The following is a 19,833-nucleotide window of genomic DNA, read 5'->3' as shown; positions in this document are numbered from 1 at the left end:
CTCCTCTCCCGACTTTCATTGAGTGATCCCATGCGTCTAAATCCAGGGCAACAGCAAGCCGTCGAATTCGTCACCGGACCCTGCCTGGTACTGGCAGGGGCTGGATCCGGTAAAACCCGCGTCATTACCAACAAGATAGCGCATCTGATCCGCGGCTGCGGCTACCAGGCCCGGCATATCGCGGCGGTGACCTTTACCAACAAAGCCGCACGTGAGATGAAAGAGCGTGTGGGCCAAACGCTGGGTCGCAAAGAGGCACGCGGCCTGATGATCTCCACCTTCCACACCCTGGGGCTGGATATCATCAAGCGCGAGCACGCCGCGCTGGGCATGAAATCTAACTTTTCGCTCTTTGACGATACCGATCAGGTGGCGTTGCTTAAGGATCTGACCGAGGGGCTGATCGAGGACGATAAAACGATCCTCCAGCAGCTGATCTCGACGATCTCCAACTGGAAAAACGATCTGATGACCCCGGCGCAGGCGGCCGCGCAGGCCAGGGGTGAGCGGGACCGTATCTTTGCCCACTGCTATAGCCTGTATGATGCCCATATGAAGGCCTGTAACGTACTGGACTTCGACGATCTGATCCTGCTCCCGACCCTGCTGCTCCAGCGTAACGAAGAGGTGCGCGAGCGCTGGCAGAACAAGATCCGCTACCTGCTGGTAGATGAGTATCAGGATACCAACACCAGCCAGTACGAGCTGGTTAAGCTGCTGGTGGGGGCACGGGCGCGCTTTACGGTAGTAGGTGATGACGACCAGTCGATCTACTCCTGGCGCGGGGCGCGTCCGCAGAACCTGGTCCTGCTCAGCGAGGATTTCCCGGCGCTGCAGGTGATCAAACTGGAGCAGAACTACCGTTCGTCAGGACGTATCCTGAAGGCGGCCAACATTCTGATCGCCAATAACCCACACGTTTTTGAAAAAAAGCTCTTTTCAGAGCTGGGCTACGGGCCGGAGCTGAAGGTGCTCAGCGCCAACCATGAAGATCATGAGGCTGAGCGCGTGACGGGCGAGCTGATTGCACACCACTTTATCAATAAGACCCAGTACAAAGATTACGCCATTCTCTATCGCGGTAATCATCAGTCGCGGGTGTTTGAAAAGTTCCTGATGCAGAACCGGATCCCGTACCGTATTTCGGGCGGCACCTCGTTCTTCTCCCGTCCGGAGATCAAGGATCTGCTGGCCTACCTGCGGGTACTGACCAATCCGGACGACGACAGCGCCTTCCTGCGTATCGTTAATACGCCGAAGCGCGAGATTGGTCCGGCGACGCTGCAAAAGCTGGGCGAGTGGGCCAACTCGCGCAACAAAGGGCTGTTTGCCGCCAGCTTTGACATGGGCCTCACCCAGACGCTGAGCGGGCGCGGGTATGAATCGCTGACCCGCTTTACCCACTGGCTAAGCGAGGTACAGCGTCTCTCTGAACGGGAGCCGATTGCTGCGGTGCGTGACCTGATCCACGGTATCGACTATGAATCCTGGCTGTATGAGACCTCCCCCAGTCCGAAGGCCGCTGAGATGCGGATGAAAAACGTCAATACGCTCTTTAGCTGGATGACCGAGATGCTGGAAGGTTCCGAGATTGACGAGCCGATGACCCTCACCCAGGTGGTGACGCGCTTTACCCTGCGCGACATGATGGAGCGGGGTGAAAGCGATGAGGAGTCGGATCAGGTTCAGCTCATGACCCTGCACGCCTCCAAGGGCCTGGAGTTCCCCTACGTTTTCCTGGTCGGCATGGAAGAGGGGCTGCTGCCCCACCAGAGCAGCATCGATGAGGAGAACATCGACGAGGAGCGTCGGCTGGCCTACGTCGGCATTACCCGGGCGCAAAAGGAGCTGAACTTTACCCTGTGCAAAGAGCGGCGTCAGTATGGCGAGCTGGTGCGGCCCGAGCCGAGCCGTTTCCTGCTGGAGTTACCCCAGGACGATCTGATTTGGGAGCAGGAGCGTAAGGTGGTGAGTGCAGAAGAGCGGATGCACAAGGGGCAGGCGAGCATTGCCAATATCCGGGCAATGATGGCGAAAGCCAAAGCTAAATAGTGAGGGAACCGGTAGGTCGGGTAAGCGCAGCGCCACCCGACACAACCGACTAATTGACCGCCAGCGTCCAGTGAACGTAGCTCTGCCACTGGCACTCCTGGCCGAGCATCTCAGCACCCAGCGGATGCGTCGCCAGCCAGCTCTCGGGCAGGGTTAGCGTTAGCACTTCACCGCTGGCAGCCAGGGAGACCTCGGGTAAAAACTCATCCCGACGGCGGCTGGCAAAGATAATCGCCAGACGCAGCAGACGGCAGAGGTGCTCTGCCGTACGCGGCGGCACGGCGTTCTGCTGATGCAGCGAGGAGAGGTCGACCGGGTTAGTCTGGTTGAGCAGGAGAGTTGCCAGCAGCTTCTTCTGTGCAGGCGTAAAGCCCGGCAGATCCAGATTACGCACCAGGTAGGCGGCATGCTGGGAAGCGTGCTTAAAATCGACGCTCAGGCCAATCTCATGCAGATGACAGGCGCTAAGCAACAGCTCGCGGCTTAACGGCGCCAGCTGCCACTCACTCTGAACCTGCTCCGCAAAGCGGGAGGCCAGCTGGGCCACGCGCTGGGCCTGGCCGGAATCCACCATAAAACGACGCTGAAGATTGCGCAGCGTACGGCTGCGAATATCGTGATCGACAGGCAGATGCAGCATGCCGTAGACCAGTCCTTCACGCAGCGCGCCGCCGGCCAGGGTCATGCCCTGGACCTCCAGCTCGCTAAAGATGGCAATGAGGATCGCCAGCCCGCTCGGGAAGACCAGCGCCCGTTCAAGCGTCAGCCCTTCAATCTCCAGCTCTTCCAGACGACCACACTGAATAGCCCGCTGCTTTAGCTGCTGCAGTTTGGCAAGGGTGATGCACTCATCCATGCCCTGCGCCATCATGATCTCCTGCAACGCCTGAACGGTGCCGGAGGCACCCACGCAGATTTTCCAGCCGTGACGACGCAGCTCATCGGCCACCGGGAGCAGAACCTCCCGCGCCGCCTTCTCCGCCGCGTCGAAATTTTCCTGAGCCAGGTTACGATCGGTAAAGAAGCGTTCGAGCCAGGTGACACAGCCCATCGACAGGCTAAAGAGGGAGGTAGCGTGGGCGCCGGTGCCGGTCACCAGTTCGGTGCTGGCACCGCCGATATCGACCACCAGGCGGCGATCGTCCCCGCCGGTAGTATGGGCCACGCCCTGATAGATCAGCCGCGCCTCATCTTCACCGCTAATCACCTGCACAGGCGTGCCTAAAATCTCCTGCGCGGTGGCAAGAAACTGCTCGGCGTTAACGGCCAGGCGGAGGGTCGCCGTGGCGACCACCCGGATCTGCATCGGCGGGATATCCTGCAGCCGCTCAGCAAACAGGCGCAGGCACTGCCAGCCGCGCGCCATGGCGTCCGGCGAGAGCCGGTTATCGCGGTCCAGTCCCGCCGCCAGGCGTACTTTACGTTTGATGCGGGTCAGGGTCTGTATACTCCCCGCTACCTCGCGCACAACCAGCATATGAAAACTGTTCGAACCTAAATCAATAGCGGCGTAGAGCGAGTTAGAGGTGAGCATAGGACAATTAACCTGAACGACGTCTGTTACGTGGCGCACCACCACCGGTGCGGCGCGGGCCGTTAGCCGGGCGAGTGCGCGGCAGGCGCTTCGGCGGCGGCAGCTCGCTGAGTAGCGCATCCGGATTGTATTTACTGACTGGAATCGAGTGATCGATATAGGTCTCGATAGCCGGCAGGTTCAGAGCATACTCTTCACAGGCGAGGCTGATAGAGTGCCCGCTTGCGCCCGCGCGACCGGTACGGCCGATACGGTGAACGTAGTCTTCGCAGTCATCCGGCAGATCGTAGTTAAAGACGTGGGTCACGGCAGGAATATGGAGGCCGCGGGCAGCAACGTCGGTCGCCACCAGGATGTCCAGATCGCCACGGGTAAACTCTTCGAGGATCCGCAGGCGTTTTTTCTGCGCGACGTCGCCGGTCAGCAGGCCAACGCGGTGACCATCGGCGGCCAGATGACCCCAGATATCCTCGCAGCGGTGCTTGGTGTTGGCGAAGATGATGGCGCGATCCGGCCACTCCTCTTCGATCAGCGTCTGCAGGAGACGCATTTTCTCTTCGTTAGACGGGTAGAAAAGCTCTTCTTTAATACGGTGGCCGGTTTTCTGTTCCGGTTCCACTTCTACATACTCGGCGTTGTTCATCTGCTCAAACGCCAGCTCACGCACGCGGTAAGAGAGTGTTGCAGAGAAGAGCATGTTCAGGCGCTGGTTTGCCGCAGGCATGCGACGGAACAGCCAGCGGATGTCTTTAATAAAGCCGAGATCGTACATGCGATCGGCTTCGTCCAGCACCACGACCTGGATCGCGCCCAGGTTGATATGGTTCTGTTTTGCGTAATCGATCAGGCGGCCGGTGGTGCCGATAAGGATATCAACGCCGCTCTCCAGCACCTTAAGCTGTTTGTCATAGCCGTCGCCGCCGTAGGCGAGACCTAATTTCAGGCCGGTGGTCTGCGCCAGCGGCTCAGCATCAGCATGAATTTGCACCGCCAGTTCACGGGTTGGAGCCATGATCAGCGCGCGCGGTTGGTTCACCTTGCGGTCTTCGATCGCCGGGTGAGAGAGAAGATAATGAAACGTTGACGTCAGAAACGCCATCGTTTTGCCGGTACCGGTTTGCGCCTGTCCCGCAACATCACGACCCGCCAGCGTTAGCGGAAGGGCCAGTGCCTGAATAGGTGTGCAGTTATGAAAGCCTTTATTTTCAAGGGCTTCAATCACCTTCGGGTGCAGGGCGAAGTCGGAAAACTTCTGTTCTGTTAAATGTGTTTTGCTCATAGTGTGGTAGAATATCAGTTTACTATTGCTTTACGAAAGCACATCCGTTCAAATAAACGGGGTGAAATAACGTCAACCTTTAGCCAGGCTATGCTACAGACCTTAATAAGGTAGACATAATCCTGTGGAGTAAATATGAGCGATAAAATTATTCACCTGACCGACGACAGTTTTGACACGGACGTACTCAAAGCGGAAGGGCTGACCCTCGTCGATTTCTGGGCAGAGTGGTGTGGTCCGTGCAAAATGATCGCCCCGATTCTGGATGAGATCGCTGACGAGTACCAGGGTAAACTGACCGTGGCTAAGCTGAACATCGACCAGAACCCAGGCACCGCGCCGAAATACGGCATCCGTGGTATCCCGACCCTGCTGCTGTTCAAAAACGGCGAAGTGGCGGCCACCAAGGTAGGCGCACTGTCCAAAGGGCAGCTGAAAGAGTTCCTCGACGCCAACCTGGCGTAAGCACGCTAACCGTCTGGCGTCTGGCACTCCTAATTTTAGTGGATTGCTGGACGCCCGGCTTTAGTCGTGCTAAGTTAGTTTTGACTTCGAAATAAACATATCTTTGTCGTTTGAACTTTGTCAGTTTGAACCGTTTGTCAGTTTGAATCATGTTGTACCCGATGCTTCCCGCCAGCCACAGCGCCGCGAGAGAAGTGGATAGATTCCGGGCTTGTCACTCAATCCGTCTTGTCGTTTCAGTTCTGTGTTCTTCCTGTAAGCAGACAGCGAACAGACATGAGTTGATGGCCGCTAACAGGCATGGATGATCCTGCCATACCATTCACAAATTAAGTTCGAGATTTACCCCGAGTTTAAGAACCCACACCACTATGAATCTTACCGAATTAAAGAATACGCCGGTTTCTGAGCTGATTACTCTCGGCGAAAATATGGGTCTGGAAAACCAGGCTCGCATGCGCAAGCAGGACATCATTTTTGCCATCCTGAAGCAGCACGCGAAGAGTGGCGAAGATATCTTTGGCGACGGTGTGTTAGAGATATTGCAGGACGGATTTGGTTTCCTCCGCTCCGCAGACAGCTCCTACCTCGCCGGTCCTGACGACATCTACGTATCCCCTAGCCAAATCCGCCGTTTCAACCTCCGCACTGGTGACACCATTTCAGGTAAGATTCGTCCTCCTAAAGAGGGTGAACGTTACTTTGCGCTGTTGAAGGTTAACGAGGTTAACTACGACAAGCCGGAAAACTCGCGCAACAAGATCCTGTTTGAAAACTTAACCCCGCTGCACGCTAACTCGCGTCTGCGTATGGAGCGCGGTAACGGTTCAACAGAAGATTTAACCGCACGTGTTCTGGACCTGGCATCGCCGATTGGCCGTGGCCAGCGTGGCCTGATCGTTGCACCGCCGAAAGCGGGTAAGACAATGCTGCTGCAGAACATTGCCCAGAGCATTGCTTACAACCACCCAGACTGTGTGCTGATGGTGCTGCTGATCGACGAACGTCCGGAAGAAGTAACCGAGATGCAGCGTCTGGTCAAAGGCGAAGTGGTTGCCTCTACCTTTGATGAGCCAGCGTCTCGCCACGTTCAGGTTGCCGAGATGGTGATCGAGAAGGCGAAGCGTCTGGTTGAGCATAAAAAAGACGTTATCATTCTGCTCGACTCCATTACCCGTCTGGCGCGTGCTTATAACACCGTGGTTCCGGCCTCGGGCAAAGTACTGACCGGTGGTGTGGATGCCAACGCCCTGCACCGTCCGAAGCGCTTCTTCGGTGCCGCGCGTAACGTGGAAGAGGGCGGTAGCCTGACCATCATCGCTACCGCGCTGGTTGATACCGGCTCTAAAATGGATGAGGTTATCTACGAAGAGTTTAAAGGTACCGGCAACATGGAGCTGCATCTCGCGCGTAAAATCGCTGAGAAACGCGTCTTCCCGGCTATCGACTACAACCGCTCCGGTACGCGTAAAGAAGAGCTGCTCACCACGCAAGAAGAACTGCAGAAAATGTGGATCCTGCGCAAAATCATTCACCCGATGGGTGAGATCGACGCGATGGAGTTCCTCATCAATAAGCTGGCGATGACCAAAACCAACGATGACTTCTTCGATATGATGAAGCGCTCGTAACTTAAATAAAGCCTGTAAACGCCACGTTTTTACGTGGCGTTTTTTATTTATGGAATATAGGCTATAGCCAGGGGATCCGCTGTCGGCCATGGCAGGCTGCGGTAATGCAAAGCATTCAAGCTGATTATGTTCTAATTGAATGAAAAATATACAATAGAGACCGTAAGTGGCCTGCTTTATCTCTTTTGAGAGAGTGGCGTCGTCGTTATACTTCCGGGATCAACATTTGCTGAGAGCATGCATTGTGAATTTACTCACTGCAGTTACTGAGTTATTCAGTATTTTTTTACTCACGTTTATCTTTCTCTTTTTTGCCCGCAAGGTGGCAAAAAAAGTAGGGCTGGTCGATAAACCAAACTTTCGTAAACGTCATCAGGGGTTAATCCCCTTAGTGGGCGGCATCTCAGTCTATGCCGGGATCTGCTATACGTTTGCCATTGCTGACTACTATATTCCACATGCTGCGCTCTACCTGATGTGTGCCGGGGTTCTGGTTTTCATCGGGGCGCTGGACGACCGCTTTGATATCAGCGTTAAAATTCGCGCTACCGTTCAGGCAATCATTGCTGTTGTGATGATGGTGGTGGGTAAACTCTATCTCAGCAGCCTTGGCTACATTTTTGGCACCTGGGAGATGGTGCTGGGGCCGTTCGGCTTCTTCCTGACGCTGTTTGCCGTCTGGGCCGCCATCAACGCCTTTAATATGGTTGATGGGATTGATGGCCTGCTCGGGGGGCTCTCCTGCGTCTCCTTTGCCGCTATCGGCATTATTCTGTGGTTCGACGGTCAGCTTAGCCTTGCGATGTGGTGCTTTGCGATGATCGCCGCCATTCTTCCCTATATCCTGCTTAACCTGGGTATTCTGGGCCGCCGCTATAAAGTCTTTATGGGCGATGCGGGCAGTACGCTGATTGGCTTTACCGTTATCTGGATCCTGTTGGAAACCACCCAGGGCCAGACGCACCCAATTAGCCCGGTGACCGCGCTGTGGATTATCGCTATTCCGCTGATGGACATGGTCGCTATTATGTACCGCCGCCTGCGCAAAGGCATGAGCCCTTTCTCTCCTGACCGTCAGCATATTCACCATCTGATCATGCGCGCCGGGTTTACCTCCCGCCAGGCCTTTGTGCTGATCACGCTGGCTGCTGCCCTGCTGGCCGCCGTCGGCGTGGTAACGGAATATCTACATTTTATTCCTGAATGGGTCATGTTGGCACTGTTTGTGCTAGCTTTCTTCCTGTACGGATGGTGCATTAAACGTGCATGGAAAGTGGCGCGCTTTATCAAACGCGTCAAACGTAAAATGCGTCGTAATAGCGGACATAAACCAACTCTAACCAAGTAATTCTGGGATAGCGATGACTCAACCATTGTCGGGAAAACATACAGGAAGTATGGAAAATGAACTGGATATTCGCGGTTTGTTTCGTACTTTATGGGCGGGGAAATTCTGGATTGTCGGCGTGGCGCTGGCCTTTGCACTTATCGCACTGGCCTACACCTTCTTCGCCAGACAGGAGTGGGGCGCAACGGCCATCACCGATCGTCCTACGGTCAACATGCTGGGCGGCTTCTACTCCCAGCAACAGTTTCTACGCAATCTTGATGTCAAAGCTAACCTGGCACCGGTCGATCAGCCCTCGGTCATGGACGAATCGTATAAAGAGTTCATTATGCAACTGGCGTCATGGGATACACGCCGTGACTTCTGGTTGCAGACCGACTACTACAAGCAGCGTACGGTGGGAAACAGCAAGGCGGACGCCGCGCTGCTTGATGAGCTGATTAACAACATTCAGTACACCCCAGGCGACGCGCTGCGAAACCTCAGTGACAACGTTAAGCTGACGGCGGAGACCGCGCCAGACTCCAATAACCTGCTGCGCCAGTATATCGCTTTTGCCAGCCAGCGCGCGGCCAGCCATCTTAACGATGAGCTGAAAGGCGCATGGGCAGCGCGTACTATCCAGATGAAAGCCCAGGTGAAACGTCAGGAAGAGGTGGCGAATGCGATCTTTAAACGTCGGGCGCACAGCGTTGAGCAGGCGTTAAAGGTTGCCGAGCAGCATAATATCTCCCGCAGCGAGACCGAGGTGCCGCCTGATGAGCTTCCCGACTCTGAGCTGTTCCTGCTGGGCCGGCCAATGCTGCAGGCGCGGCTGGAAAATCTGCAGGCAGTGGGGCCCGAGTTCGATCTGGACTATGATCAAAATCGAGCCATGCTGAATACCCTCAACGTCGGCCCCACGCTCGATCCCCGTTTTCAGACTTATCGTTATTTGCGGACGCCTGAAGAGCCGGTAAAACGCGATAGCCCGCGCCGTGCCTTCCTGATGATCATGTGGGGAATGGTTGGGGCGTTAGTGGGTGCTGGTGTTGCGTTAACTCGCCGTCGTTCACTGTAAGCGCTGCCTGATATGAAGGCCACCCGGCCTTCATCATCTAATCGAAGAGAATCGTTGTGAAAGTACTTACCGTATTTGGCACACGACCAGAAGCCATCAAGATGGCACCTCTGGTTCATGCGCTGGCAAAGGACCCGTATTTTGAAGCCAAAGTCTGCGTGACCGCGCAGCACAGGGAGATGCTTGACCAGGTACTGAACCTTTTTTCTATCGTTCCGGATTATGACCTGGATATTATGCAGCCGGGGCAGGGACTGACGGAAATTACCTGCCGTATTCTCGAAGGGCTAAAGCCGATCCTTGCCTCATTTAAGCCTGACGTTGTGCTGGTCCATGGTGATACCACGACGACCATTGCTGCCAGCCTGGCGGCGTTCTATCAGCGTATTCCGGTTGGGCACGTCGAGGCCGGGCTGCGCACGGGCGATCTCTCATCACCCTGGCCTGAAGAGGCTAACCGTACCCTGACTGGCCATCTGGCGATGTACCATTTCGCCCCCACGCAGAACGCCCGGCAGAACCTGCTGCGCGAAAATATTCCCGATAAGCAGATTTTTGTCACCGGCAACACGGTGATTGATGCGCTGTTCTGGGTGCGCGACACGGTACTGAATAACGAAAACCTGCACAGCGAACTGGCGGCACGTTATCCATTCCTCGACGAATCTAAAAAAATGGTGCTGGTCACCGGCCACCGCCGCGAAAGCTTTGGTCAGGGCTTTGAGCAGATCTGCCACGCGCTGGTTGACATTGCGGCGAAGCATCAGGATGTGCAGATTGTCTATCCGGTACACCTGAACCCTAACGTCAGCGAGCCGGTGAACCGCATCCTTGGACACGTTAAAAACATTATCTTAATTGAACCGCAGGACTACCTGCCGTTCCTCTGGCTGATGACGAAAGCCTGGCTGATCCTGACGGATTCAGGCGGCATTCAGGAAGAGGCCCCGTCGTTAGGCAAGCCGGTGCTGGTGATGCGTGAAACCACCGAGCGTCCAGAGGCTATCGAGGCCGGAACGGTCAGGCTGATTGGCACCGACCGCCAGCGCATTGTCGAAGAGGTGACGCGGCTGCTGCGGGATAACGACGCCTGGCAGGCAATGAGCCGGGCGCATAATCCTTACGGTAACGGGCAGGCCTGTGAACTTATTCTGCACGCACTCAAAAATAATCGGGTAACACTATGAGCTTTGCAACCATCTCCGTCATTGGCCTGGGCTATATTGGACTGCCCACCGCTGCGGCTTTCGCCTCCCGGCAGAAGCGCGTTGTAGGTATCGATATCAATCAGCACGCGGTGGATACCATTAACCGCGGGCAAATTCATATCGTTGAGCCAGAGCTGGATCGGGTCGTGAAAGCCGCGGTGGAGGGGGGCTTCCTGCATGCCAGCACCACGCCGGTGGAGGCGGATGCCTACCTGATTGCCGTGCCCACGCCGTTTAAGGGCGATCACGAGCCGGATATGGCCTACGTCGAAGCGGCGGCAAAATCACTCGCCCCCGTCCTGAAAAAAGGCGCACTGGTGATCCTCGAATCGACCTCGCCGGTGGGCGCGACCGAGCAGATGGCCCAGTGGCTGGCGGATCTGCGTCCAGATCTCTCTTTTCCCCAGCAGGCCGGCGAGCAGGCGGATATCAATGTTGCCTATTGCCCTGAGCGCGTGCTGCCAGGCCAGGTGATGGTTGAGCTGATTAAAAACGATCGGGTCATTGGTGGCATGACGCCGGTGTGCTCCGCCCGCGCCAGCGAACTGTATCAGATCTTCCTGGAAGGCGAGTGCGTGGTCACTAACGCCCGCACCGCTGAGATGTGCAAGCTGACCGAGAACAGCTTCCGCGACGTGAATATCGCGTTTGCTAACGAGCTATCGCTGATCTGCGCTGACCAGGGCATCAACGTTTGGGAGCTGATCCGCCTCGCCAACCGTCACCCGCGCGTCAATATCTTACAGCCGGGGCCTGGGGTAGGCGGCCACTGTATTGCGGTCGACCCGTGGTTTATCGTGGCGCAGAACCCGCAGCAGGCGCGGCTGATCCGTACCGCCCGCGAAGTTAACGACAGCAAGCCGCACTGGGTGCTTAATCAGGTCAAAGCAACGGTGGCAGACTGTCTGACGGCAAACGACAAGCGGGCCAGCGAAATCAAGATCGCCTGCTTTGGCCTCGCCTTTAAGCCCAACATCGACGATTTGCGGGAAAGCCCGGCGATGGAGATTGCCCACAGCATTGCCGAGTGGCACAGCGGCGAGACGCTGGTGGTGGAGCCAAATATCCATCAGCTGCCGAAAACGCTGGCCGACAGCTGCCGGCTGGTGACCCTGGATACGGCGCTGGCCGACGCGGATGTGCTGGTAATGCTGGTAGATCATCGCGAATTTAAAGACATTGCCGGGGAGCGTGTTACCCAGCAGTATATTATTGATACCAAAGGCGTCTGGCGCTAAGGCGACAACATGACGGTACGCGGCACGGTTGAGCCATTAACCTGGGAGAACCAGTTCTTTGGGATCTCCAGCGCCATTGTGCGCCTGAACGACAGTGCCGCGCCGCTGAACGAGGCACAGCTTGCCGCGTGGCAGCGGGTGCAGGTCAAGATCCCGGCGACGGATACCGTGCGGCTGGATGCGCTTCAGCAGCTGGGTTTCAAGCTGGTAGAGGGCGAGGTTGATCTGGCCCTTGCCGTGCCAGCCGCGCTTCCTGACCCTGGCGCACAGGTGGCCGACGCGGCAGATATTGCCCCGCTGCGCCAGCTGGCTGCCAACGCCTTTACACAGAGTCGGTTTCGTTCGCCGTGGTATGCCCCGGACGCCAGCGGACGCTTCTACGCCCAGTGGATTGAAAATGCGGTGAAAGGCGCGTTTGACCACGAGTGTCTGGTCTTGCGTACCGCCAGCGGTGAGATCCGCGCCTTTGTTTCGCTGCGCCAGTTGAACGACAGCGAGGCGCGCATCGGCCTGCTGGCCGGACGCGGTGCCGGGGAGGCCCTGATGCAGGCGGCGCTCCTCTGGGCGCAGCGGCGTCAGCTTTCGGTTCTGCGTGTCGCGACCCAGGTGGGCAATACCGCGGCGCTTAAACGTTACATTCAGAGCGGTGCCAACGTGGAAAGCACCGCCTACTGGCTATACAGGTGACCCTATGATCCCTTTTAACGCGCCCCCGGTTGTGGGTACAGAACTCGATTACATGCAGTCGGCGATGGGCAGCGGCAAGCTGTGCGGCGACGGCGGCTATACGCGTCGCTGCCAGCAGTGGATGGAGCAGCGTTTCGGCAGCGCCAAGGTGCTGCTGACCCCCTCCTGTACCGCCTCGCTGGAGATGGCGGCCCTGCTGCTGGATATCCAGCCTGGCGACGAAGTGATCATGCCCAGCTATACCTTCGTCTCTACCGCCAACGCCTTTGTGTTGCGTGGAGCGAAAATCGTCTTTGTCGACGTCCGCCCGGACACCATGAACATTGATGAGCGGCTTATCGAGGCGGCGATCACCGAGAACACCCGCGCCATTGTGCCGGTCCACTATGCAGGCGTGGCCTGTGAGATGGACACCATTATGGCTATCGCTAAGCATCATAACCTGTACGTGGTGGAGGACGCCGCGCAGGGGGTGATGTCGACCTATAAAGGGCGCGCGCTGGGAACCATCGGCCATATCGGCTGCTTTAGCTTCCACGAAACTAAAAACTACACCGCCGGGGGCGAAGGCGGTGCGACGCTGATCAACGACCGGGCGCTGGTTGAACGCGCTGAGATTATTCGTGAGAAGGGCACCAATCGCAGCCAGTTCTTCCGTGGCCAGGTGGATAAATATACCTGGCGCGATATTGGCTCCAGCTATCTGATGTCGGATCTGCAGGCGGCCTACCTGTGGGCGCAGCTGGAGGCGGCGGATCGTATTAATCAGCAGCGCCTCTCGCTGTGGCAGACCTATTTTGATGCCCTGACGCCGCTGGCTCGCGCCGGACGTATTGAACTGCCGTCGGTTCCGGCCGAGTGCGAGCAAAACGCACATATGTTCTATATCAAGCTGCGTGACGATGAAGATCGCAGCAAGCTGATCGCTTTCCTCAAGGAGGCGGAGATCCTGGCGGTATTCCACTATATTCCGCTGCACTCCAGCCCGGCGGGCCAGCGCTTTGGTGAATTCTTTAGCGAAGATATCTATACCACCAAAGAGAGCGAGCGCTTGCTACGCCTGCCGCTGTTCTACAACCTCTCGCCTGTTAACCAGCGCACGGTGATCAACACGCTACTGAGCTACTTCAAGTAAGATGTCGCTGGCAAAGGCTTCACTCTGGACCGCGGCAAGCACGCTGGTCAAAATCGGCGCGGGACTGCTGGTGGTTAAGCTGCTGGCCGTCTCCTTTGGCCCCTCGGGCGTCGGGCAGGCGGGTAACTTCCGCCAGCTGGTGACGGTGCTAGGCGTGTTGGCCGGGGCCGGGATTTTTAACGGCGTCACCAAATTTGTGGCTCAGTACCATGACGATCCGGCGCAGCTGCGCAACGTGGTGGGCACCTCTTCCGCTATGGTGCTGGGGTTCTCGACGCTATTGGCTATCGTTTTTCTGCTGGCCGCTGCGCCCATCAGCCAGGGGCTGTTCGGCCATACCCACTTCCAGGGGCTGGTACGCCTGGTGGCGCTGATGCAGATGGGCATCGCGTGGGCCAACTTCCTGCTGGCGGTGATGAAAGGTTTTCGCGACGCCGCCGGGAATGCGCTGTCGCTGATTAGCGGTAGCGTTATTGGCGTGATCGCCTACTACGCCTGCTACCGGCTGGGCGGCTACCAGGGGGCGCTGCTGGGCCTGGCGCTGGTCCCGGCGCTGGTGGTCGTCCCGGCGCTGCTGCTGTTTATCCGCCGTAAAACCGTGCCGTTAGGTTATCTTAAGCCACGCTGGAGCGGTGCCTTTGCCGGACAGCTGGGCAAGTTTACCCTGATGGCGCTGATCACCTCCGTGACCCTGCCCGTTGCCTACGTGATGATGCGAAACCTGCTGGCGGCGCACTACGGTTGGGATGAGGTCGGGATCTGGCAGGGGGTGAGCAGCATCTCCGATGCCTATCTGCAATTTATTACCGCTTCGTTCAGCGTCTATCTGCTGCCTACGCTGTCGCGACTGACGGAGAAGCAGGCGGTAAGCCGTGAGATCGTTAAGTCGCTGCGGTTTGTGCTGCCAGCGGTAGCGGCAGCGAGCTTTACCGTCTGGCTGCTGCGTGATTTTGCTATCTGGCTACTGTTTTCAGAGAAGTTTATCGCCATGCGCGATCTCTTTGCCTGGCAGCTGGTGGGTGACGTATTGAAAGTCGGCGCGTATGTTTTTGGCTATCTGGTGATTGCCCGTGCCTCGTTAAGCTTCTATATCCTGGCGGAAGTGAGCCAGTTTACGCTGCTGACGGCCTTTTCCCACTGGCTCATTCCGGCGCACGGCGCGTTAGGTGCGGCACAGGCCTACATGGCCACCTATATCGTTTATTTCGCCACCTGTTGTGGCGTATTTCTACTCTGGCGTAAAAGGGTATGACTACACTGATTCACGTTCTGGGATCCGATATCCCACACCATAACCTGACCGTGCTGCGTTTTTTCAACGACAGCCTTGCGGCAACGGGCGAGCACGCCCGCGAATTTATGATCTGCGGCGACGACGAGAGCTGGCGCGCGCAGTTCCCGGCGCTTACGCTGCGCTTCCTTAGCAGTAAGAAAGCGCTGGCCCAGGCGGTGATTGCCCTTGCCAAAGCCGATCGTCGTCAGCGCTTCTTCTTTCATGGTCAGTTCAATACCGACCTTTGGCTGGCGCTGCTGCGCGGTGCCATCAAGCCTCAGCAGTTTAACTGGCACGCCTGGGGAGCCGATCTCTACGAAGTCTCTCAAAGCCTGAAGTTTCGTCTTTTCTATCCGCTGCGGCGTCTTGCCCAGCGTCGAGTTGGCTGTATCTTTGCCACCCGTGGCGACCTGCATTTTTTTGCCCGTCGTCATCCGCAGGTGCGCGGCGAACTGCTCTACTTCCCGACGCGCATGGATCCCACGCTCAACACGATGGCGCAGGAGACGCAGCGCGAGGGCAAGCTGACGGTGCTGGTCGGCAACTCTGGGGATCGCAGCAACGAGCATATCGCCGCCCTGAAGGCGGTTCATCAGCAGTTCGGTGATACGGTTAACGTCATCGTGCCGATGGGCTACCCGGCCAATAACGAAACGTATATTGACGAGGTACGCCAGGCCGGTCTGGCGCTGTTCAGCGCCGAGAACCTGCGCATCCTCGCCGATAAGCTAGAATTTGATGACTATCTGGCGCTGCTGCGCCGGTGCGATCTGGGCTACTTTATCTTTGCCCGTCAGCAGGGGATCGGCACGCTCTGTCTGCTGATCCAGGCTGGCGTTCCCTGCGTGCTGAACCGGGAGAACCCCTTCTGGCAGGATATGGTCGAGCAGCACATTCCCGTGCTCTTTACCGGCGACAGGCTTGATGAGGCGGTAGTGCGCGAGGCCCAGCGGCAGCTGGCGGCGGTGGATAAAAACGCCATTACCTTCTTTAGCCCCAACTACCTTGCGCCGTGGCACGAGGCGTTACGTATTGCTGCAGGAGGTGCGCAATGAGCCAGCTTGCGTTCTCTGGTCTGCTAGCCATCTGGCTGCTGGCGATGCTGTTTATTGCCACGCTCACCTGGTTTGAATTCCGCCGCGTACGTTTTAACTTTAACGTCTTCTTTTCACTGCTGTTTTTGCTGACCTTTTTCTTTGGCTTCCCGCTCACCAGCATTCTGGTCTTCCGCTTCAACGTCGGGGTTGCGCCGCCTGAGGTGATGATGCAGTCTTTGCTGGCGGCGGTCTGCTTCTACGCCATCTACTACGTCACCTATAAAACGCGCCTGCGGCCTTCAGCTGCGGTCAAGCCACGTCGCCCGCTGTTCACCATGAACCGGGTGGAAACGCATCTGGCGTGGGTGATGCTGATGCTTATCGCCGTGGTGAGCGTCAGCATCTTCTTTATGCACAACGGCTTCCTGCTGTTCCGGCTGCACTCCTACAGCCAGATCTTTTCGAGTGAAGTCTCCGGCGTGGCGCTTAAGCGTTTCTTCTACTTCTTTATTCCCGCCATGCTGGTGGTCTATTTCCTGCGCCAGGATGGCCGAGGCTGGATCTTCTTCCTGGTGAGTACCGTTGCCTTTGGCCTGCTGACCTACATGATTGTGGGTGGCACGCGGGCCAATATCATCATCGCCTTCGCTATTTTCCTGTTTATCGGCATTATTCGCGGCTGGATCTCGCTGTGGATGCTGGCGGCAGCGGGCGTGCTGGGGATCGTCGGGATGTTCTGGCTGGCGCTGAAGCGTTACGGGTTACAGGTGAGCGGTGACGAGGCGTTTTACACCTTCCTCTACCTCACCCGTGACACCTTCTCGCCGTGGGAGAACCTCTCCCTGCTGCTGCAAAACTATGACAAGATCGACTTCCAGGGGCTTGCGCCTATCGTGCGCGACTTCTACGTGTTTATTCCCACATGGCTGTGGCCAGACAGGCCGGGCATCGTGCTGAACACCGCGAACTACTTCACCTGGGAAGTGCTGAACAACCACTCCGGGCTGGCGATCTCCCCGACGCTGATCGGCTCGCTGGTGGTAATGGGCGGGGTCTGGTTCATTCCGCTGGGTGCGGTCGTAGTTGGGCTGATCATTAAGTGGTTTGACTGGCTTTATGAGTTAGGCAACCGGGAGATCAACCGCTATAAGGCGGCGATTCTGCACAGCTTCTGTTTCGGTGCCATCTTCAATATGATCGTGCTGGCGCGCGAGGGGCTGGATGCCTTTGTTTCTCGTGTTGTCTTCTTCCTCGTGGTCTTTGGTGCCTGCCTGCTGATGGCGAAGCTGCTCTACTGGCTGTTCGATAGCGCGGGACTGATCCACAAACGTGCCGGGCGATTACCGCACCCGCTCTCGCAAGCATGACAAGGATATCATCATGACGGACACGACGACTGCACCGACTTATACCCTGCGCGGCCTGCAGCTGATTGGCTGGCGTAACATGGCCCACGCGCTGGATTTTCTTTTCGCCGGTGGCGAACTTAAGCAGGGCACGCTGGTGGCCATCAACGCCGAGAAGATGCTGACCCTTGAGGACGATGCGCAGGTACGAGCGCTCATTGAGGCGGCAGAGTTCAAGTATGCCGATGGGATCAGCGTAGTGCGCTCAATGCGTAAAAAGTACCCGCAGGCGGTGGTTGAGCGAGTGGCAGGGGCCGATCTCTGGGAAGCGCTGATGGAGCGCGCCGGGAAAGAGGGGACGCCGGTTTTTCTGATCGGCGGCAAGCCTGGCGTGCTGGCCCAGACGCAGCAGCAGCTGCGCGATCGCTGGCAGGTGAATATTGTCGGCGGCCAGGATGGCTTTTTCCAGCCCGAGCAGCGCCAGGCGCTGTTTGAGCGCGTCCGCGACAGCGGAGCGAAGATTGTCACCGTAGCGATGGGCTCCCCGCGTCAGGAGCTGCTGATGCGCGACTGTCGGGACGTTTATCCTCACGCGCTCTACATGGGCGTCGGCGGCACCTATGACGTCTTCACTGGGCACGTTAAGCGTGCGCCGAAGGTATGGCAGCGGATGGGGCTGGAGTGGCTCTATCGCCTGCTGTCACAGCCCAGCCGCATCACGCGCCAGCTGCGACTGCTGCGCTACCTCGCCTGGCACTATCGCGGCCAGCTCTAATCCTGTGACGGCGCAGCGATTCTGCTGCGCTGTGCCTGCCTCTGTTTGCTGCTTTATTGTGCTTTCTATTGATTTTTCTTATGCATCGTTTGCCATTTCAGCGAAATTAAGAAACCATTCGCACGCTCAACGCGGCGTCGCGGTGCTATTTGCAGCAACCTGCGGCCGCAATGAGCTGAGATTGCACTCATAACGATAACCCGCAGCGTCGGGACAGTAGTAAACACGACAGAGGATTTATGGCCGAGAGTAAACCGGAGCTTCAGCGTGGGCTGGAAGCACGACATATCGAACTAATCGCCTTAGGCGGCACAATAGGCGTTGGCCTCTTTATGGGCGCAGCAAGCACCCTGAAGTGGGCGGGACCATCAGTATTACTGGCCTACATCGTGGCCGGGCTTTTTGTTTTCTTCATCATGCGTTCGATGGGCGAAATGCTGTTCCTCGAGCCGGTAGCCGGTTCGTTCGCCGTCTATGCGCACCGCTATATGAGCCCGTTTTTTGGCTATCTCACGGCGTGGTCATACTGGTTTATGTGGATGGCGGTGGGAATATCAGAGATCACCGCGATTGGCGTCTATGTCCAGTTCTGGTTCCCGGAGATGGCGCAGTGGATACCGGCATTAATAGCCGTTGGGCTGGTGGCGCTGGCTAACCTGGCTGCGGTGCGCCTGTATGGCGAGATCGAGTTCTGGTTTGCGATGATCAAAGTGACCACCATCGTGGTGATGATTATCGTCGGCCTCGGCGTGATCTTCTTTGGTTTCGGCAACGGCGGGCAGGCAATTGGCTTTGGCAACCTGACCGAGCATGGTGGGTTCTTTGCTGGTGGCTGGAAGGGCTTCCTGACTGCGCTCTGCATCGTTGTCGCCTCGTATCAGGGCGTTGAGCTGATCGGCATTACCGCTGGTGAGGCCAAAAACCCGCAGGTCACGCTGCGCAGCGCGGTGGGCAAGGTGCTGTGGCGTATTCTGATCTTCTACGTGGGCGCGATTTTCGTTATCGTCACTATCTTCCCGTGGAATGAGATTGGCAGCAACGGCAGCCCGTTTGTACTGACCTTCGCCAAAATCGGTATTACCGCTGCGGCAGGGATCATCAACTTTGTGGTACTCACCGCCGCGCTCTCGGGCTGCAACAGCGGAATGTACAGCTGTGGGCGCATGCTCTACGCGCTGGCTAAAAATCGTCAGCTGCCTGCTGCGGTGGCAAAGGTATCGCGCCACGGCGTACCGGTAGCGGGCGTCGCTATCTCAATAGCTATCCTGCTGGTGGGCTCCTGCCTCAACTACATCATTCCGAACCCGCAGCGCGTGTTCGTCTATGTCTACAGCGCTAGCGTACTGCCGGGCATGGTGCCATGGTTTGTCATTCTGATTAGCCAGCTGCGTTTCCGTGAGGCGCATAAGGCAGAGATTGCCAGCCATCCGTTCCGTTCGATCCTCTTCCCGTGGGCGAACTATTTAACGATGGCGTTCCTGTTTTGCGTATTAATTGGTATGGGCTTTAACGATGACACCCGTATGTCGCTGTTTGTCGGCATCATCTTTTTGGCTGCGGTATCGCTCGCCTACAAGGTTTTACGCCTCAATCGGCACACTGCGACGTTAAAAGCGGAGAAATAAAAGACAAAGTGCGCAAAGCATAACCAAACGCGCATTTTATTTAAAAAGGCACTAGACAGCGGGGTGTGAAGTCCGTAATATCCACCCCCGCAACGGCGCTAAGCGCCCGTAGCTCAGCTGGATAGAGCGCTGCCCTCCGG

16 protein-coding genes are annotated in these 19,833 nt (G+C 57.2%); 14 read left to right on the top strand and 2 right to left on the bottom strand.

Translation table 11 applies throughout. From position 1 onward, the window contains the following. The first annotated feature begins 30 nt into the window (after positions 1-30). A complete protein-coding gene (gene rep, locus RTP97_RS16685) occupies positions 31-2,052 on the top strand; it encodes a DNA helicase Rep (protein WP_312415663.1) in 2,022 nt (673 codons plus the stop codon). A 49-nt stretch (positions 2,053-2,101) separates the two neighbouring features. On the opposite strand, the gene gppA is transcribed toward rep, so the two are convergent. Further along, positions 2,102-3,586: a guanosine-5'-triphosphate,3'-diphosphate diphosphatase gene (gene gppA / locus RTP97_RS16680; RefSeq protein WP_312415661.1), complete on the bottom strand. Its 1,485-nt coding sequence runs from the start codon at positions 3,584-3,586 to the stop codon at positions 2,102-2,104. 7 nt (positions 3,587-3,593) lie between these two features. Next, positions 3,594-4,865 (bottom strand): ATP-dependent RNA helicase RhlB, encoded by a 1,272-nt coding sequence (gene rhlB / locus RTP97_RS16675; RefSeq protein ID WP_312415659.1) that lies wholly within the window; start codon positions 4,863-4,865, stop codon positions 3,594-3,596. A 135-nt stretch (positions 4,866-5,000) separates the two neighbouring features. On the opposite strand from rhlB, the gene trxA reads away from it, so the two are divergent. The 13 genes from trxA (at position 5,001) to thrP (ending at position 19,693) form a co-directional block, all read left to right on the top strand. Further along, positions 5,001-5,330: a thioredoxin TrxA gene (trxA, locus tag RTP97_RS16670; RefSeq protein ID WP_042394997.1), complete on the top strand. Its 330-nt coding sequence runs from the start codon at positions 5,001-5,003 to the stop codon at positions 5,328-5,330. A gap of 371 nt (positions 5,331-5,701) precedes the next feature. Continuing rightward, positions 5,702-6,961, top strand: a complete 1,260-nt coding sequence (gene rho, locus RTP97_RS16665; protein WP_042394994.1) for a transcription termination factor Rho — start codon at positions 5,702-5,704, stop codon at positions 6,959-6,961. 244 nt (positions 6,962-7,205) lie between these two features. Then, a complete protein-coding gene (gene wecA / locus RTP97_RS16660) occupies positions 7,206-8,309 on the top strand; it encodes a UDP-N-acetylglucosamine--undecaprenyl-phosphate N-acetylglucosaminephosphotransferase (protein WP_312415657.1) in 1,104 nt (367 codons plus the stop codon). A gap of 13 nt (positions 8,310-8,322) precedes the next feature. Continuing rightward, positions 8,323-9,369 carry an ECA polysaccharide chain length modulation protein gene (gene wzzE / locus RTP97_RS16655; protein WP_312415656.1) on the top strand — a complete coding sequence of 349 codons (1,047 nt, stop codon included), beginning with the start codon at positions 8,323-8,325 and terminating at the stop codon, positions 9,367-9,369. A 56-nt stretch (positions 9,370-9,425) separates the two neighbouring features. Further along, positions 9,426-10,556, top strand: coding sequence for a non-hydrolyzing UDP-N-acetylglucosamine 2-epimerase (wecB, locus tag RTP97_RS16650; RefSeq protein ID WP_312415654.1), 1,131 nt, complete (start codon positions 9,426-9,428; stop codon positions 10,554-10,556). Further along, positions 10,553-11,815, top strand: coding sequence for a UDP-N-acetyl-D-mannosamine dehydrogenase (wecC, locus tag RTP97_RS16645; protein ID WP_312415652.1), 1,263 nt, complete (start codon positions 10,553-10,555; stop codon positions 11,813-11,815). Before wecB ends, wecC begins: the two co-directional genes overlap by 4 nt. A 9-nt stretch (positions 11,816-11,824) precedes the next feature. After that, positions 11,825-12,502 carry a dTDP-4-amino-4,6-dideoxy-D-galactose acyltransferase gene (gene rffC / locus RTP97_RS16640; protein WP_312415650.1) on the top strand — a complete coding sequence of 226 codons (678 nt, stop codon included), beginning with the start codon at positions 11,825-11,827 and terminating at the stop codon, positions 12,500-12,502. Positions 12,503-12,506: 4 nt separating this feature from the next. Continuing rightward, on the top strand, positions 12,507-13,637 hold the full coding sequence (gene rffA, locus RTP97_RS16635) for a dTDP-4-amino-4,6-dideoxygalactose transaminase (RefSeq protein WP_312213864.1): 1,131 nt from the start codon (positions 12,507-12,509) through the stop codon (positions 13,635-13,637). A 1-nt stretch (position 13,638) separates the two neighbouring features. Further along, complete coding sequence (wzxE, locus tag RTP97_RS16630; RefSeq protein WP_312415647.1) at positions 13,639-14,889, top strand: lipid III flippase WzxE; 1,251 nt, start codon at positions 13,639-13,641, stop codon at positions 14,887-14,889. Continuing rightward, positions 14,886-15,965 (top strand): TDP-N-acetylfucosamine:lipid II N-acetylfucosaminyltransferase, encoded by a 1,080-nt coding sequence (locus tag RTP97_RS16625; protein WP_312415646.1) that lies wholly within the window; start codon positions 14,886-14,888, stop codon positions 15,963-15,965. Before wzxE ends, RTP97_RS16625 begins: the two co-directional genes overlap by 4 nt. Further along, positions 15,962-17,314, top strand: a complete 1,353-nt coding sequence (gene wzyE, locus RTP97_RS16620) for an ECA oligosaccharide polymerase (protein ID WP_312415644.1) — start codon at positions 15,962-15,964, stop codon at positions 17,312-17,314. The genes RTP97_RS16625 and wzyE overlap by 4 nt, the downstream gene beginning before the upstream one ends. 13 nt (positions 17,315-17,327) lie before the next feature. Beyond that, entirely contained in the window at positions 17,328-18,068 is a 741-nt protein-coding gene (wecG, locus tag RTP97_RS16615) for a lipopolysaccharide N-acetylmannosaminouronosyltransferase (protein ID WP_312415641.1), read from the top strand. A gap of 239 nt (positions 18,069-18,307) precedes the next feature. Next, positions 18,308-19,693: a bifunctional threonine/serine APC transporter ThrP gene (thrP, locus tag RTP97_RS16610; protein ID WP_312415638.1), complete on the top strand. Its 1,386-nt coding sequence runs from the start codon at positions 18,308-18,310 to the stop codon at positions 19,691-19,693. Positions 19,694-19,833: the final 140 nt, after the last annotated feature.

Origin of the sequence: Pseudescherichia sp. (genome assembly GCF_031998825.1) — a bacterium.
Classification (GTDB): Bacteria; Pseudomonadota; Gammaproteobacteria; order Enterobacterales; family Enterobacteriaceae; genus Pseudescherichia.
The sequence above is the reverse complement of the archived record's forward strand: the minus strand, read 5'-3'. Positions and strand labels throughout refer to the sequence as shown.

Bases quoted from the DNA above. Each gene is read 5' to 3' on its own strand.
- rep (WP_312415663.1), top strand. From the start codon at position 31: ATGCGTCTAAATCCAGGGCAACAGCAAGCCGTCGAATTCGTCACCGGA.
- gppA (WP_312415661.1), bottom strand. From the start codon at position 3,586: ATGCTCACCTCTAACTCGCTCTACGCCGCTATTGATTTAGGTTCGAAC.
- rhlB (WP_312415659.1), bottom strand. From the start codon at position 4,865: ATGAGCAAAACACATTTAACAGAACAGAAGTTTTCCGACTTCGCCCTG.
- trxA (WP_042394997.1), top strand. From the start codon at position 5,001: ATGAGCGATAAAATTATTCACCTGACCGACGACAGTTTTGACACGGAC.
- rho (WP_042394994.1), top strand. From the start codon at position 5,702: ATGAATCTTACCGAATTAAAGAATACGCCGGTTTCTGAGCTGATTACT.
- wzzE (WP_312415656.1), top strand. From the start codon at position 8,323: ATGACTCAACCATTGTCGGGAAAACATACAGGAAGTATGGAAAATGAA.
- wecC (WP_312415652.1), top strand. From the start codon at position 10,553: ATGAGCTTTGCAACCATCTCCGTCATTGGCCTGGGCTATATTGGACTG.
- rffC (WP_312415650.1), top strand. From the start codon at position 11,825: ATGACGGTACGCGGCACGGTTGAGCCATTAACCTGGGAGAACCAGTTC.
- rffA (WP_312213864.1), top strand. From the start codon at position 12,507: ATGATCCCTTTTAACGCGCCCCCGGTTGTGGGTACAGAACTCGATTAC.
- wzxE (WP_312415647.1), top strand. From the start codon at position 13,639: ATGTCGCTGGCAAAGGCTTCACTCTGGACCGCGGCAAGCACGCTGGTC.
- RTP97_RS16625 (WP_312415646.1), top strand. From the start codon at position 14,886: ATGACTACACTGATTCACGTTCTGGGATCCGATATCCCACACCATAAC.
- wzyE (WP_312415644.1), top strand. From the start codon at position 15,962: ATGAGCCAGCTTGCGTTCTCTGGTCTGCTAGCCATCTGGCTGCTGGCG.
- wecG (WP_312415641.1), top strand. From the start codon at position 17,328: ATGACGGACACGACGACTGCACCGACTTATACCCTGCGCGGCCTGCAG.
- thrP (WP_312415638.1), top strand. From the start codon at position 18,308: ATGGCCGAGAGTAAACCGGAGCTTCAGCGTGGGCTGGAAGCACGACAT.